11 protein-coding genes are annotated in these 15,513 nt (G+C 67.9%); 7 read left to right on the top strand and 4 right to left on the bottom strand.

Going from position 1 to position 15,513, the window contains the following annotated elements:
- Positions 1–216: 216 nt before the first annotated feature.
- A complete protein-coding gene (gene guaB1 / locus AC1MFI_RS10865) occupies positions 217–1,668 on the bottom strand; it encodes a GMP reductase (RefSeq protein WP_479816830.1) in 1,452 nt (483 codons plus the stop codon).
- 210 nt (positions 1,669–1,878) lie between these two features.
- On the opposite strand from guaB1, the gene AC1MFI_RS10860 reads away from it, so the two are divergent.
- The 6 genes from AC1MFI_RS10860 to AC1MFI_RS10835 all read left to right on the top strand — a co-directional run bounded on the left by AC1MFI_RS10860 (position 1,879) and on the right by AC1MFI_RS10835 (position 12,982).
- Positions 1,879–5,748 carry a multifunctional oxoglutarate decarboxylase/oxoglutarate dehydrogenase thiamine pyrophosphate-binding subunit/dihydrolipoyllysine-residue succinyltransferase subunit gene (locus AC1MFI_RS10860; RefSeq protein ID WP_479816829.1) on the top strand — a complete coding sequence of 1,290 codons (3,870 nt, stop codon included), beginning with the start codon at positions 1,879–1,881 and terminating at the stop codon, positions 5,746–5,748.
- Positions 5,749–5,906: 158 nt separating this feature from the next.
- Positions 5,907–6,506: a GDSL-type esterase/lipase family protein gene (locus AC1MFI_RS10855; RefSeq protein WP_400483941.1), complete on the top strand. Its 600-nt coding sequence runs from the start codon at positions 5,907–5,909 to the stop codon at positions 6,504–6,506.
- 229 nt (positions 6,507–6,735) lie between these two features.
- Positions 6,736–8,520, top strand: coding sequence for an ABC transporter family substrate-binding protein (locus AC1MFI_RS10850; RefSeq protein WP_479816828.1), 1,785 nt, complete (start codon positions 6,736–6,738; stop codon positions 8,518–8,520).
- A gap of 103 nt (positions 8,521–8,623) precedes the next feature.
- The gene (locus AC1MFI_RS10845) at positions 8,624–10,156 is read left to right on the top strand and encodes an ABC transporter permease (RefSeq protein WP_479816827.1); all 1,533 of its coding nucleotides are present in this window, start codon (positions 8,624–8,626) and stop codon (positions 10,154–10,156) included.
- 10 nt (positions 10,157–10,166) lie between these two features.
- Positions 10,167–11,201: an ABC transporter permease gene (locus tag AC1MFI_RS10840; protein WP_479816826.1), complete on the top strand. Its 1,035-nt coding sequence runs from the start codon at positions 10,167–10,169 to the stop codon at positions 11,199–11,201.
- Complete coding sequence (locus AC1MFI_RS10835) at positions 11,201–12,982, top strand: ABC transporter ATP-binding protein (protein ID WP_479816825.1); 1,782 nt, start codon at positions 11,201–11,203, stop codon at positions 12,980–12,982. Before AC1MFI_RS10840 ends, AC1MFI_RS10835 begins: the two co-directional genes overlap by 1 nt.
- Positions 12,983–13,095: 113 nt before the next feature.
- Here the strand turns inward: AC1MFI_RS10835 and AC1MFI_RS10830 are convergent, their stop codons facing one another.
- On the bottom strand, positions 13,096–14,061 hold the full coding sequence (locus AC1MFI_RS10830) for a zinc-binding dehydrogenase (protein ID WP_479816824.1): 966 nt from the start codon (positions 14,059–14,061) through the stop codon (positions 13,096–13,098).
- A 171-nt stretch (positions 14,062–14,232) separates the two neighbouring features.
- Between AC1MFI_RS10830 and AC1MFI_RS10825 the strand changes: the two genes are divergently transcribed.
- Positions 14,233–14,307, top strand: coding sequence for a 50S ribosomal protein bL37 (locus AC1MFI_RS10825; protein WP_369299106.1), 75 nt, complete (start codon positions 14,233–14,235; stop codon positions 14,305–14,307).
- 114 nt (positions 14,308–14,421) lie between these two features.
- On the opposite strand, the gene rsrA is transcribed toward AC1MFI_RS10825, so the two are convergent.
- Positions 14,422–14,682: a mycothiol system anti-sigma-R factor gene (gene rsrA, locus AC1MFI_RS10820; protein ID WP_479816823.1), complete on the bottom strand. Its 261-nt coding sequence runs from the start codon at positions 14,680–14,682 to the stop codon at positions 14,422–14,424.
- Positions 14,679–15,359: a sigma-70 family RNA polymerase sigma factor gene (locus tag AC1MFI_RS10815; RefSeq protein ID WP_479816821.1), complete on the bottom strand. Its 681-nt coding sequence runs from the start codon at positions 15,357–15,359 to the stop codon at positions 14,679–14,681. Before AC1MFI_RS10815 ends, rsrA begins: the two co-directional genes overlap by 4 nt.
- Positions 15,360–15,513 lie beyond the last annotated feature (154 nt).

Genomic DNA, 15,513 nt, shown 5'->3' with positions numbered 1-15,513 from the left:
GGAGGAATGCTGCGTCCTGGCCGGAGCCGGCGTCGGCCGGGCGCCCCGCATCAGGTTCGTGCAGCGGATGGGCAAGAGGTGAGGGGATGCCGGCGTCGAGCCGGCCCCTAGAAGGACTGTCCATAGGAAGGCCAGTTTACCGGCTGGGGCGCCGCCCGCCACCCGCATTTCGGTGGGCGTGCGCTGCGGGCGGAACGCCGCCAGCCGGTCCCGCGGCTACCAGCTCTGCTGGAGCGGCCGCCCCTCCTCGTAACCCGCGGCCGACTGCACGCCTACCACGGCGCGCTCACGGAACTCCGCCAGCGACGCCGCTCCGGCGTAGGTCATCGAGCTGCGGACGCCGGCGGTGATCATGTCGAGGAGGTCCTCGACGCCCGGCCGCGCCGGATCGAGGTACATCTTCGACGTGGAGATACCCTCCTCGAACAGACCCTTTCGCGCGCGGGCGAAGACGTCGTCGCGCCGCGTCCGGTTCTGCACCGCACGCGCCGAGGCCATGCCGAAGCTCTCCTTGTACCGGCGCCCGTCGCTGTCCGTCTGCAGGTCCCCCGGGCTCTCGTAGGTGCCGGCGAACCAGGAACCGATCATGACCTGGCTCGCACCGGCGGCGAGGGCGAGCGCGACGTCCCGCGGATACCGTACGCCGCCGTCGGCCCAGACGTGGGCGCCCAGCTCGGCGGCCGCCTGCGCGCACTCGTGCACGGCGGAGAACTGGGGGCGGCCGACGGCGGTCATCATGCGGGTGGTGCACATGGCACCGGGGCCCACCCCGACCTTGACGATCGACGCGCCGGCGGCGACGAGATCGCGCACGCCCTCGGCGCTGACGACGTTCCCGGCGACGATCGGGACCTTCGGGTCCAGGCCGCGGACGACGGCGAGCGCGTCGAGCATCTTCCGCTGGTGGCCGTGGGCTGTGTCGACGACGAGGACGTCGACGCCGGCCTCCAGCAGCGCCGCGGCCTTCGCCTCCACGTCGCCGTTGATGCCGACGGCCGCCGCCACGCTGAGCCTGCCTGCTGCGTCGAGGGCGGGATCGTAGATGGTGGAGCGCAGCGCGCCCGTCCGGGTGATCACGCCCTGCAGGACGCCGTCGCGCACCACGGGAGCGAGCGAGCTGCGGGCACCGTCGAGGTCCTCGAAGGCCTTCTGCAGCGCAGCGGCGGGATCGGCGTCGAACAGCGAGGCCTCGAAGGCCGCGGGAGCCGGCCGCATCACGGACTCGAGTGAAGCGAAGCGGTCCACCTCCTCGCAGTCGGCGGCGTTGACCACGCCCACGCAGGCTCCGCCGTCGTCGACGACGAGGACCGCGCCGTGGGCGCGCTTGTGCATGAGGTGGAGTGCGTCGATCACGGTGTTGCCCGGCTGCAGCTTGAGCGGCGTCTCGAACACGGGGTGCCGGTCCTTGACCCACGACGTGACCTCGGCGATGACCTCGACCGGGACGTCCTGGGGCAGGACGCCGATACCTCCGCGCCTCGCGACGGTCTCGACCATGCGCCGTCCTGTCACCGCCGTCATGTTGGCGACGACGAGCGGGATCGTGGTCCCCGAGCCGTCGTCGGACGACAGATCGACGTCGAAGCGCGAGATGACCTCGGAGGCGGACGGTACGAGGAACACGTCCGAGTAGGTGAGATCGGTGGTGGGCGGATTGATGAAGCGCATGGTTCTCCCTGGTGGGACCGGGTTGGACGGCCGCAAAGAGTATAGGGCCTGCGGGCGCGCAGTATCGCACGGCGTGCCCCTGCACGACACGCCTGATTGGATTGTTCGTTACTCCTGTCACTACACTTGGACAGGGTCCAGACACGGCTTCTCGCCGATCTTGCCGACCGCACCGCGCTCAGGGCAACTTACGGAAGAGGCGTATACCAAGTGCCAGAACAAACCAGCCACCGTCTACCTGAAGAGTTCGGCGGGAACGAGTGGCTCGTTGATGAACTCTACGAGCAGTTCCAGAAGGACCGCCATTCGGTCGACAAGAAGTGGTGGGGCCTGTTCGATTCGTTCGATGCGGAGACTGCGCCCGCGGAGAACGGCCGACACGGAGCAGGCGGGACCGCGGATCCCGCATCCGCCCCCGCGTCCACGACTCCTGCTGCACCCGCACCCGCACCTGCCCCCAACGGCACCGCGCCTGCCGGCTCCGGGAGCGCACATCCTCCGACGAAGGAACTCCCGGTCGTGAAGACGGAGGCCCCGGCGCCGAAGGCCTCCGGTGAGAGCCCGGCCAGCACGCAGCAGAGCGGCAAGCCGCCGGTCCCGAACGAACCGGCGAAGAAGCCGGAGACGTCGCGGGAGGACAAGCCTGCCGGAAAGCCCATCCCCGCACAGCTGCCGGCCTCGGATCGCAACGGCGAGATGGAGGAGAACAGGGTCAGCGTCCTGCGCGGACCCGCCAAGGCGATCTCCACCAACATGGAGGCCAGCCTCAGCGTCCCCACCGCGACCAGCGTGCGCGCCATCCCGGCGAAGCTCCTGATCGACAACCGCGTGGTCATCAACAGCAACCTCGCGCGGGCCCGTGGTGGCAAGGTCTCCTTCACCCACCTCATCGGCTACGCGATCATCCGGGCCCTCGCCCAGTTCCCGTCGCAGAACGTCTACTACGACGTGATCGACGGCAAGCCCTCGGCGGTGCAGCCGGCCCACGTGAACTTCGGTCTCGCGATCGACATGCCGAAGCCGGATGGGACGCGCTCGCTCGTGGTGCCGAACATCAAGAAGGCCGAGACCATGAACTTCTCGGAGTTCTGGCACGCCTATGAGGACCTCGTGAAGAAGGCCCGCGCCGGCAAGCTGGGCGCGGACGACTACGCGGGCACCACGGTGTCCCTCACCAACCCCGGCGGCATCGGCACCGTCCACTCCGTGCCGCGCCTCTCCAAGGGCCAGGCGTGCATCATCGGAGCCGGCGCCCTCGAGTACCCTGCCGAGTTCCAGGGCTCGAGCGAGAAGATCCTCGCGAAGCACGCGATCAGCAAGACCATCACGTTGACCTCCACGTACGACCACCGTGTCATCCAGGGAGCCGGCAGCGGCGAGTTCCTCCGCATCATCCATCAGCTGCTGCTCGGCGAGCAGGGCTTCTACGACGAGATCTTCGAATCGCTCCGCATCCCGTACGAGCCCGTGCGCTGGAGTGCGGACATCCAGGTCGACCCGATGGACGAGATCAACAAGGTCGCCCGGATCCAGCAGCTCATCCACGCGTACCGGGTGCGCGGCCACCTCATGGCGGACACCAATCCGCTCGAGTACGTCCAGCGCAAGCACGCCGACCTGGACATCCGTACCCACGGGCTGACGCTGTGGGACCTCGACCGCGAGTGGCCCACGGGCGGCTTCGGCGGCCAGCCGACGCTCAAGTTCCGCGACATGCTCGGTGTCCTGCGCGATGCGTACTGCCGCACGACGGGCATCGAGTACATGCACCTCCAGGACCCCGCCGAGCGGCAGTGGTTCCAGGACGAGCTGGAGCACACCTACTCCAAGCCGAGCCGCGAGGAGCAGTTGCGCATCCTGCACAAGCTGAACTCGGCCGAGGCCTTCGAGACGTTCCTGCAGACGAAGTTCGTCGGCCAGAAGCGCTTCTCCCTCGAGGGCGGTGAATCCCTGATCCCGCTGCTCGACGCCGTGATCTCCGGTGCGGCCGACGACGGCCTCGACGAGGTCGCGATCGGCATGGCGCACCGAGGCCGCCTGAACGTGCTGACCAACATCGCCGGGAAGACCTACGCCCAGGTGTTCCGCGAGTTCGAGGGCACGCAGGACCCCCGCTCCGTGCAGGGCTCGGGCGACGTGAAGTACCACCTCGGCACCGAGGGCACCTTCACGTCCGACGCCGGCAACGAGACCAAGGTCTACCTCGCCGCGAACCCGTCGCACCTCGAAGCCGTCGACCCCGTGCTCGAGGGCATCGTCCGCGCCAAGCAGGACCTGCTCGACCAGGGCGAGACCTTCCCCGTGCTGCCGATCCTCATCCACGGCGACGCGGCCTTCGCGGGCCAGGGCGTCGTGGCGGAGACCCTGAACCTCTCACAGCTGCGCGGCTACCGCACCGGCGGCACCATCCACGTCATCGTGAACAACCAGGTCGGCTTCACCACGAGCCCGACGTCCTCGCGCTCCTCGGTGTACTCCACCGACGTCGCGAAGATGGTCCAGGCCCCGGTGTTCCACGTCAACGGCGACGACCCCGAGGCGGTCGTCCGCGTGGCCCAGCTGGCGTACCAGTTCCGCCAGCGGTTCAACAAGGACGTCGTCATCGACATGGTCTGCTACCGCCGTCGCGGCCACAACGAGGGCGACGACCCCTCGATGACGCAGCCCATGATGTACAACCTGATCGAGGCCAAGCGCTCGGTCCGCAAGCTGTACACCGAGGCCCTGATCGGCCGCGGCGACATCACGCAGGAAGAGGCCGAGCAGGCGCTGCGCGACTACCAGGAACGCCTGGAGCGCGTGTTCGCCGAGACCCACGCGGCCCAGACGTCGCCGATCCCGGTCGTCACGAAGGACCCGCAGGCGGTCTCGGGCCTCGAGCGGCCGCACGCGCAGCAGGCGGACGGCGGCGAGGCGGACGTGCAGCAGACCGCGATCAGCGCCGAGACGCTGGCCCACATCGGCGCAGCGCACACAGCGATCCCCGAAGGCTTCACGGTCCACCCCAAGCTCAAGGCCCTGCTCGAGAAGCGTGAGCAGATGTCGCGCGAGGGCGGTATCGACTGGGGCTTCGGCGAGGTCGCTGCCTTCGGTTCTCTCCTCATGGAGGGCGTGCCCGTGCGGCTCGCAGGCCAGGACTCCCGACGCGGCACGTTCGTCCAGCGGCACGCCGTGTTCCACGACCGGGCGACCGGCCACGAGTGGCTGCCGCTCGACGACCTCAGCGAGGACCAGGCCAAGTTCTGGGTCTACGACTCCCTGCTCAGCGAATACGCCGCCATGGGCTTCGAGTACGGGTACTCGGTGGAACGTCCGGACGCGCTCGTCATCTGGGAAGCGCAGTTCGGTGACTTCGTCAACGGTGCGCAGACCATCATCGACGAGTTCATCAGCTCGGCTGAGCAGAAGTGGGGACAGCGATCCTCGCTCGTGCTGATGCTTCCCCACGGCTACGAGGGCCAGGGTCCGGACCACTCCTCCGCACGCATCGAGCGCTTCCTGCAGATGTGCGCCGAGGAGAACATGGTGGTCGCCAACCCGAGCTCCGCGGCATCGCACTTCCACCTGCTGCGCCGGCACGCGTACAACCGTCCGCGGAAGCCGCTCGTGATCTTCACCCCAAAGCAGCTGCTGCGCCTGAAGGCCGCGGCGAGCCCGGTCGAGGACTTCACGCAGGGCACCTTCCGTCCGGTCATCCCGGACACGCTGGAGACGTCGGGGAACGACGTCGAGCGTGTGATCCTGGTGTCGGGCCGGCTCTACTACGACCTGCTGTCGTCCCGCCAGAAGCTCGACGACGGCAAGACGGCGATCGTGCGCGTCGAGCAGTTGTACCCGCTGCCGCTGGACGAGATCAAGGCGGCACTGGCCACCTACCCGAACGCCGAGATCGTGTGGGCGCAGGACGAGCCGGCGAACCAGGGACCGTGGCCCTTCATCGGGCTCAACCTGCCGCAGGAGCTCGACCGGCGGATGCGGCTGGCGTCGCGTCCCGCGTCCGCTTCGACCGCGACCGGGTCCGCGAAGAACCACGCGGTGGAGCAGGAACTCCTCATCAAGAGGGCTTTCGGCCGGCAATAGTAGGCCATCAGTATGATGTTGGGTGGGGTCCAGGCCCCACCCGACGTCTTTAAGGGCGGATGCAAGGCCGGTGCCCGCCCTCGGGCGGCCCGGCATGCCTCCTGCCCCTGCCAAGACCGGCACCCGCCAGCACCGACGACCAGCACACCGAGGGACCAGTGGAACAACGCAGAATCCGGCTAGCAGCAGTGGGCGACGAACTCCTCGCGGGGCTCGGTGATCCGCGGGCGCTCGGCTGGCTCGGACGCGTGATGGCCCGCACCCGTCCCGATACCGCCTCCGTGGAGGCGTACAGCCTCGCCGCTCCCGGAGAGGGGACCGAGGCCCTCGCCAACCGCTGGCTCCAGGAGGCCGGACGGCGCTTCGCCGACGGCTTCGAGAACCGCCTCGTCATCGGCCTGTCCGATCGCGACCTCGACCTGGAGCTGTCGACGGCGCGGAGCCGCCTCAACCTCGCGAACATCCTCGACGGCGCATCCCAGATGAGCGTCAAGGTCCTCGTCGTCGGACCTCCTCCCGGACTCGACGCGGAGCGCAACCGGCGCCTCGCCGACCTCTCGGCCGCCTTCGGTGACGTGACGACGCGCCGCAAGCACGTCTTCGTCGACACCTTCAGCCCCCTGCTCGCGCATGAGCAGTGGCGGCACGACCTCGCCGCCAACGGCGGTACTCCCGGGCAGGCCGGCTACGGCCTGATGGCCTGGCTCGTCCTGCATCGCGGCTGGTTCCAGTGGCTGGACGTGCCCGCGCCAGAATAAGCGCCGGCAGTGCCGGAAAGCCCCGGGGACACGCCGTCCGCCGGGGCTTTTTCTTTACGCAGAGACCTTATATTTCGCCGAGGTAACAAATGGGTTATCAACGGTTCACTGAGTGTCCGGAGGCAACGATCCTTCGCTATGCTGTCCGAGTGTGATTGCCGTCACTGCCGCAATCCGCCTCGTGGGACCCCCCTCAGTCCCTCGCGCCAAGCACAGTAAGGACTATCGAATGCGTAATAAGCGCACTATGACGCTCGCCGCCCTGTCCATCGGAGCGCTCATGCTGAGCGCCTGTGGATCGGCGGGCGGTACCGCCGAGACCCCGGCATCGGAAGGTGCCGCGGAGAACCTGGCCTCGACGATCAACATCGCGATCAGTCAGGCACCCACCGGCTACAACGGCAATACGGCGGCCACGAACTCCGTGTACAACGGCTACGTCAGCAACCTGACCATGAGTGGCTTCGCTGCCTTCACGGCGGCCGGCGAGCTCGAACCCAACACGGACTTCGGCAGCTACGAGAAGACCAGCGACGATCCCCTGACGATCAAATACACCATCAACGACGATGCTGTGTGGTCCGACGGCGTGCCGATCGACTACGACGACCTCCTGCTGACCTGGGCGGCCATGTCCGGCACGCATCCCAGCGGCGAGAAGGACCCGGAGTCGGGCGCTGAGTCCGATCTCTTCCTCGCCTCCTCCACCAACGGTTTCGCCCAGACCGAGATGATCGAGGGTGAGCCGGGGGCCAAGGAGTTCGAGCTCGTCTTCTCCGATCCGTACGCCGACTGGGAAGCCCTCCTCACGGGTGACCTCATCATGCCCGCGCACATCGCCGCCGAGCAGGCAGGACTGTCCGCCGAGGGCGACGGCGCCGAACTCGTCGAGGCCATCCAGAGCAAGGACATCGCCACTCTGAAGCCCGTCGCGGAATTCTGGAACACGGGCTGGGACTACGAAGTGGACCTTCCGACCCTGCCGGACACGGCCCTGCTTCCCTCGTCCGGCCCCTACAAGCTGGACAACGCGACCAACGGCACCCTGACGCTCGTCAAGAACGACAAGTACTGGGGCGAAGAGCGTGCAGGCAAGACCGACACGATCGTCTTCAAGACCGTCGTGGACGAGGAGGCCGTCCAGGCACTCCAGAACGGTGACGTGGACGTCATCGATCCGTCCAGTCCCACGGTGGACACCAAGACCGCCCTCGAGCAGATCGGCGAGACCGTCACGGTGGACACCGGGACGTCCCTGACCTTCTCGCACATCGACCTCGACCAGCGCCCCGGTGCCGTGTTCGAGGACGTCAAGGTCCGCCAGGCCTTCCAGGCCTGCGTTCCGCGCGCCGATATGGTCGACAAGTTCGTCACTCCGATCGATCCCGAGGGGACGGTCATGAACCTGCGCGAGTACCAGCCCGGACAGCCCGACTACGACACGGTCCTCGACGGCGCACCTGCCGCCCAGGGTGACGGCACCGCGGACATCGAGGGAGCCAAGGCGCTCCTCGCGGAGGCCGGCAAGACCGAGCCCGTCAGGGTCAGCCTGATGTACGCGGCCACGAGCCAGCTCCGCGCGGACATGGTGGCGCTGGTCAAGGATTCCTGCGACAAGGCCGGCTTCGAGATCGTCCCGCAGCCCGAGGCCGAGTGGAGCGCCAAGCTCTCCCAGCCCGGCGCCTGGGATGCCGTGGTGTTCGGCTGGTCGGGCTCCGGCCTCGTAGCCTCCGGCCAGTCCATCTACGTCTCCGGCGGTGAGCAGAACTTCGGCGGCTACGCCGATCCCGAGGTCGACCGCCTCTGGACGGAGATCGCCACCACCACGGAGGCGGACAAGGTGCCGGAGCTCAAGACGGACCTCGAGCAGCGCCTCGCCGAGACGCAGTACAACGTGGTCCTCTACGCGAACGCCGACATCATCGGACACTCCTCCAAGCTCGAGGGCGTGGAGATGAACCCGACACAGACAGGTATCACCTGGAACGCCTACAGCTGGACGAAGCAGAACTGATTGCTCCCTCCGGACTGAAGCACAGGGACGGGCAGGCCCGAGGGCCTGCCCGTCCCTGTGCCCGGCCCCGCAACAGCCTGCACCGTTTCCTAGGAGCCCCCACGTGTTCTACTTCATCGCCAAGCGAACCATCATCTCGTTCTTCATCATGCTCGCAGCGACAACGCTGATGTACTTCCTCACCATCTCGTCGGGCGATCCCTTCGAGGATCTCGGCGAGGCCAGCGGCCCGGAGAAGGCCGCCACCATCGCGGCCCGTACCGCCGCCATGAACCTGGACGTGCCGCCCATCCCCCGCTACTTCCTCTGGCTCCAGGACGTGGGCCATTGCCTCGTCCCGGGTGGTGTGAGCTGCACGCTCGGCCAGGACCGGTCCGGCGCGGCCGTGCTTCCCCAGCTCGAGAACGCGATGGGCTCGACGTTGCGCCTCGTCGTCGTGGCCACCGTGCTCGCCCTCGTCCTCGGCGTCGTCGTCGGCATCGTCACTGCCATCCGCCAGTACAGCACCTTCGACTACTCGGTCACCTTCATCTCGTTCCTGCTGTTCTCGCTCCCCCTGTTCTGGCTCTCGACGCTCCTCAAGCAGTACCTGGCGATCGACCTCAACACCTGGCTGGCCAATCCGCAGTTCTCCTATCTCACGATCGCCCTGATAGGGGTGGTCGCCGGCGTCGTCTGGGCGGTCGTCGTCGGTGGCGACCGCAGGCGCAGGCTGATCGTCTTCGGCATCGCTGCCGCCGCCACCGCGCTCGCGCTGTACCTCCTCCTGGTCACCGGATGGTTCGTGAACCCGGGCCTCGGGATCGTCGGCATGCTCGTGTCCGCCGTGGGAGTGGCAGTGCTCTGGACGGCCCTGCTCGCGGGTTTCCGTCGCCGTCGCGTGCTGAACGCAGCCCTCGCCGCGGCTGCCGTGGGTTTTCTCGGCTACCTCGTCTCGATCCCCCTGCTCGATGACCCGAACTGGCTGGTGGTGCTCGCACTCGTGCTCGTGACGGCCGTCGTCGCCTACTTCGTCGCCGGCCTCGTCGGTGGCCCGTTCCGGGCGCAGGCCGCGAAGATCGGAGCCGTGATCTCGGTATCGGTGAGCCTGCTGATCGTGCTCGACCGCCTCCTCCAGGCCTACCCCACGCTCTCGGCCAAGGCCGGTGGTCGGCCCATCCCCACGACCGGCTCGCAGTCGGCGAACCTGGCCGGCACGTTCTGGGAGATCAACCTCGACTACGCGCTGCACCTGATCCTGCCGACCATCGCACTGACGCTCATCTCGTTCGCGACCTACACGCGCTACACGAGGGCCAGCCAGCTCGACGTCATGAACCAGGACTACATCCGCACCGCGCGGGCCAAGGGACTCAGCGAGCGGACGGTCCTCGTCAAGCACGCGTTCCGCAACGCGATGATCCCGATCACCACCCTGATGGCCTTCGACTTCGCGGGTGTGCTCAGCGGCGCCGTCATCACGGAGCAGGTGTTCGGCTGGAACGGCATGGGAAAGATGTTCGTCGACGGTATCGGTCACGTGGACCCGGGGCCCGTCATGGCCTTCTTCCTCGTCGTCGGTAGCGCGGCCGTGCTGTTCAACATGCTCGCCGACATCGCCTACGCCTTCCTCGATCCACGCATCACCCTGAGCTAGGACTTCCATCATGAGCAACCACGAGAACAAGCGGGATGACCCTCGCACGTCGCTGGAGCTGTCCGAGATGACGCTCCAGAGCCAGGACAACGACATCGCGACCGCCACCCCCACGCGGGCCCAGACGGACCGCATCCGTACCACCGAGGCGAAGAGCCAGGGTCGCCTGATCAGTGAGCGCTTCTTCCGCCACAAGGGGGCCCTCGCGGGAATCGCCCTGCTGGTCCTGATCGTCGTCCTCGCCTTCAGCTCCATCGGCGTCGCGGGCATCCCCGGCTGGTGGAACAAGGACTACGACGAACTCGCAGCCCGTTTCAACGAGGGCAAGCCGACCCTTACCCTGTGGCCCTTCAGTCTCGGCGAGCATCCCTTCGGCCAGGACGTGCTCGGCCGCGACTACTTCGCGCTGACCATGCGCGGCATCCAGACCTCGCTCATCATCGCGTTCGTCGTCGGGATCGTGGCCATGGTCATCGGCACCACCGTGGGCGCCGTCGCCGGCTACTTCCGCGGCTGGACCGAGGCGTTCCTCATGCGGATCACCGACGTCGTCATCACCATCCCGACGGTCGTCATCGCGGCCGCGGTCGCGGGCATCGTCGCGAAGCACGGCATCATCCCCTTCGCGTTGTTCCTCGGCGTCGTCACGTGGACCAACCTCGCGCGCCTGGTGCGCGGTGAGTTCCTCTCCCTGCGCGAGAAGGAGTTCGTCGAGTCCGCGAAGTCGGTCGGTGCCAGTTCGGCCCGCATCATCTTCCGGCACATCCTGCCCAACACCGTCGGCGTGATCATCGTCTCGACGACCCTCGCGATCTCGAGCGCCATCCTGCTCGAGACCGCCCTGAGCTACCTCGGCCTCGGCGTCACCGCGCCCGACACATCGCTCGGCAAGGCCATCAACGACAACCGCTCCGCCCTCACGGTCCGGCCCTGGCTCTTCCTCTGGCCAGGAGCGTTCATCATCGGCATCGCCCTCGCGGTCAACTTCATCGGTGACGGCCTGCGCGACGCGTTCGACCCCAAGCAGACAAGGGTGAAGCAGTAATGTCACACAGTTCCGTCATCATCTCGGACGAGCAGGCTCCGGCCGGCACCGGGCCCATCCTCGCGGTCAAGGGCCTCGGCGTGGAGTTCAACGTGGACAACGAGTGGGTCATGGCCGCCGAGGACGTCTCCTACGAGATCCATCCCGGCGAGATCCTCGCGATCGTCGGCGAGTCCGGCTCCGGCAAGAGCATGTCCTCCATGGCCCTGCTCGGCCTCCTGCCCCGCAACGGGCGCTCGTCGGGCAGTGCCAAGATGCTCGGAAGGGAGCTCATCGGCGCGCCGCAGGGCACGCTTCGGCGCGTACGGGGCAACGAGATCGCCATGATCTTCCAGGAACCCATGACGGCCCTGAACCCGGTGCTGACCGTGGGCGAGCAGATCCGCGAAGCCGTGGAACAGCACACCGAGCTCTCCCCCGCGCAGGCGAAGAAGCGTGCCATCGAACTGCTCCGCATGGTGGAGATCCCGGAGCCCGAGCGCCGCTACGACTCCTTCCCGCACCAGTTCTCCGGTGGGCAGCGGCAGCGGGCCATGATCGCCATCGCCCTCGCCAACGACCCGATGCTGCTCATCGCGGACGAGCCGACGACGGCGCTCGACGTCACGGTGCAGGCGGAGGTACTGGACCTGCTGCGCAAGCTCAACAAGCGGCTCAACAGCGCCGTGCTCCTCATCACCCACGACATGGGCGTGGTCGCCGACCTCGCCGACCACGTGATCGTCATGGAGCGCGGCCGGATCGTGGAGGCGGCGCCGACGGCCCAGCTGTTCGCGGCCCCGGCCGAGGCCTATACCAGGCAGCTCCTCGGTGCCGTACCGCACCTCGGATCGAAGGTCGGCGGCGTCCTCAGCGACGTCGAGGTGGTGGACGGGCACCTGAGCATCCACGAGGAGTACGCGGAGGCCGCGCTCAGGGCGCGGGAGACGCACACGGCCTCCGGCGTCGTGCCGGCCCTGGAGCTGACGAATGTGGACATCGAGTATCCCGGGCGTTTCCGCCAGCCGCCCTTCAAGGCCGTCTCCGGTGTCTCCCTCACCATCAACCCGGGCGAGGTCCTGGGCCTGGTCGGCGAGTCCGGCTCGGGCAAATCGACCATCGCACGCGCCGTGACGGGGCTCATCAGGACCTCCGGCGGCACGGTCAGGATCGGTGGCACCGACATCACGGAGCTCAGCGCCCGCCAGCTCCTGCCCCTGCGCAAGAAGTTCGCGATCGTGTTCCAGGACCCGGCGGCCTCGCTGAATCCGAGGATGTCCATCGGCGAGAGCATCGGCGAACCCCTGCTCCTGCACGAGAAGCCCGGACGCGCCGAGCTGGACAAGCGCGTCGCGTCCCTGCTGGAGGACGTACAGCTGCCGGTCGCCTTCCGCAACCGGTACCCGCACGAGCTCTCCGGCGGCCAGCGCCAGCGCGTCGGCATAGCCCGCGCGCTCTCACTCCGGCCGGACCTCCTCGTCGCGGACGAGCCGACATCGGCCCTCGATGTCTCCGTGCAGGCCAAGGTGCTGGCCCTGCTCCAGGAGCTGCAGCGTGAGCGGGGCTTCGCGTGCCTCTTCGTGAGCCACGACCTCGCCGTCGTCGAACTGCTCGCGAGCCACATCGCGGTGCTCAACAAAGGCACCCTGGTGGAGCAGGGCAGCACGGAGCAGATCCTGAAGTACCCGCGTGATCCGTACACGCGCCGACTGCTCGCCGCGGCGCCGGTCCCGGACCCGGGAGAGCAGTCGGCGCGCCGTGAGCAACGCGCGGCGATCCTCGCCACGGGCGCCTCCGAGTGACCGGCGCCTCCGAGTGAACGGCGCCTCCGAGTGAACGGCGCGTCCGCGTAGCCGCCAGGCGCAAGGGGCCCTCCGTCGTCACGGAGGGCCCCTTTCGCGTGCTGCAGCCCGGATCAGTGGCGGAACACGATCTTCCCGAACACGTCGCCGTCGAGCAGCCGCCGGAAGCCCTGCGCCGCGTCCTCGAGGGGCAGGACGGTGTCGATGACCGGCCGCACCCCGGTAGCCACCAGGAGACGCGTGAGCCGTACGAGTTCCTCCCGGGTGCCCATGGTGGATCCCAGCACGCGGAGCTGGAGGAAGAACACCCGGTTGAGGTCGGCCGAGGGCGCCGGGCCGCTCGTCGCGCCGCACGTCACCACGGTTCCGCCGGGCACGAGGGACTTCAGGGAGTGCGCCCAGGTCGCCTCTCCCACGGAGTCGAAGACGACGTCCACGCGGTCCGGCAACCGCGCGCCGGCGTCGATCGCCTGCTCGGCGCCCAGCCCCAGCGCCCGCTGCCGCTTCTCCTCGCTGCGGCTCGTCGCCCATACCCGGAAGCCCGCAGCCGAGGCGAGCGCTATCAGTGCGGAGGCCACGCCCCCGCCCGCGCCCTGCACCAGCACGGTGGACCCCGGTGCCGCCGGGGAGATCGAGAAGAGCATGCGGTACGCCGTGAGCCAGGCCGTCGGCAGGCAGGCGGCCTCTTCGAAGGACAGCTCGGCAGGCTTGGGCACAAGGTTCCGCTCGGGCACCCACACGTAGTCCGCCATCGTCCCCGGGTGACGCTCCGACAGGAGGGAGCGTTTCGGGTCGAGCGTCTCGTCGCCCCGCCAGTCGGGCGAGGAGAGGACGCCGTGCACGATCACCTCGCTGCCGTCGTCGTCGATCCCGGCCGCGTCGCAACCGAGGACCATCGGCAGCTTCTCCCCGGGCAGCCCGACGCCCTTCAGGGACCACAGGTCATGGTGGTTCAGGCAGGAGGCGACGACCCGCACCCTTCGGAAGCCGGCGGGCGCATCGGGCAGGTCGAGGTCCCCGACGACGAGGCCCGCGAGGGGATCACTCGCGGACTGGGTTGCTGCGTAGGCGGCGCGCATGCACAAGCTCCTTCGGTCGTGGCTGGTTCCCCCATCCTAGGGGCGGCCGGAACGGCACCGGCGGAACGGAACCACGGTGGCCGGCGGCTGTTTAGGTCACGCCCGTAGCTGTATGGGAGACTTGGGTGCAGTTCTGCACGAGTACAGTGCCTGAAGAAAAAGGAGGCAGCCATGAGCAAGCGAGCACGCAAGCGTCGCGACCGGAAGCGTGGAGGCGCAAACCACGGTAAGCGCCCCAACACCTGAGTCCAGGCGTTAGAAGCACCACCTGCACCAACACAAGAACCTCCGGCGCCTCAGGGCGTCGGAGGTTCTTGTGTCTGTACCGCCGTCAGGACGGTGACCAGCGATACGCGCCGCTCAGTGATCCACGGTCTTGAGCTGGCTGATGCGGTCCAGGATGCTCGTCTTCAGGGTCGACGGCGCCACTTCCGTGCAGGATCGCTTGACGACGGACCGGATCAGGCACTCGAGGTCGTGCTCCTCGGCGCACTGCGGGCAACCGTCCAGGTGGTCCTTGATCTCCACCAGGTCCTGGTGGGACAAGGCACCGTCCAGATACTCGTACAGCCGTTCGATCCTCGAGTCGGCGCAATCGCCGAGGCTCTCGCAATCGCTCATTTCTTCATCTCCTGTTCCTTGCCCGCTGCGACCCGGGTCCTGGCTCCAGTGCCTGTCCCCAGGCCCCGCTCGTGCGCGTACTCCGCGAGGAGTTCGCGCAACAGCTTGCGGCCGCGATGCAGCCGGGACATGACGGTCCCGATGGGCGTGTTCATGATTTCCGATATCTCCTTGTACGCGAAGCCCTCGACGTCCGAGAAGTACACCGCGAGCCGGAATTCCTCCGGAATGGCCTGGAGGGCGCTCTTCACGTCGGAGTCCGGCAGGTGGTCCAGCGCCTCGGCCTCGGCGGACCGGAGGCCACTGGAGGTGTGCTCGGCGGCCTTGGCGAGCTGCCAGTCCTCGATCGTGTCCGAGTGCGACTGCAGGGGTTCACGCTGGCGCTTGCGATACAGGTTGATGTACGTATTGGTGAGGATGCGGTACAGCCACGCCTTCAGGTTCGTGCCCGGCTTGTACTGGTGGAAGGCCGAGAACGCCTTGGTATAGGCCTCCTGCACGAGGTCCTCGGCATCGCTCGGGTTCCGGGCCATGCGCATGGCAGCGGAATAGAGCTGGTCGACGTACTGCATGGCGTCGCGTTCGAAGCGCGCCTTGCGGTCGGCTTCCGACTCCGTCGACACGTCCAACTCTGCATCTTCGGCCTGGCTACTGCCTGCGGGGGCTGTTGTATTCATCGTGCCAAAGTCTACGCGTCCCCGCGCACGCACCACCGGGACGCCGCCGCGCCGGACCGACGTCGAAAGCTGAAAATCCGGTCTTGCGACCGTTGCGGTCGTTCCACCCGTCATCCGGTCACCCCCTCTCCCGTTCCGCGTTCCCTTACCCTCC

Source organism: Arthrobacter sp. BC5 (genome assembly GCF_056680255.1).
Note: the sequence above shows the minus strand (reverse complement) of the source record. Positions and strands in the feature narration are given on the sequence as shown.

Coding starts and splice junctions, on each gene's coding strand:
- AC1MFI_RS10830 (WP_479816824.1), bottom strand. CDS start 14,061: ATGCGCGCCGCCTACGCAGCAACCCAGTCCGCGAGTGATCCCCTCGCG.
- AC1MFI_RS10840 (WP_479816826.1), top strand. CDS start 10,167: ATGAGCAACCACGAGAACAAGCGGGATGACCCTCGCACGTCGCTGGAG.
- AC1MFI_RS10850 (WP_479816828.1), top strand. CDS start 6,736: ATGCGTAATAAGCGCACTATGACGCTCGCCGCCCTGTCCATCGGAGCG.
- guaB1 (WP_479816830.1), bottom strand. CDS start 1,668: ATGCGCTTCATCAATCCGCCCACCACCGATCTCACCTACTCGGACGTG.
- rsrA (WP_479816823.1), bottom strand. CDS start 14,682: ATGAGCGATTGCGAGAGCCTCGGCGATTGCGCCGACTCGAGGATCGAA.
- AC1MFI_RS10835 (WP_479816825.1), top strand. CDS start 11,201: ATGTCACACAGTTCCGTCATCATCTCGGACGAGCAGGCTCCGGCCGGC.
- AC1MFI_RS10815 (WP_479816821.1), bottom strand. CDS start 15,359: ATGAATACAACAGCCCCCGCAGGCAGTAGCCAGGCCGAAGATGCAGAG.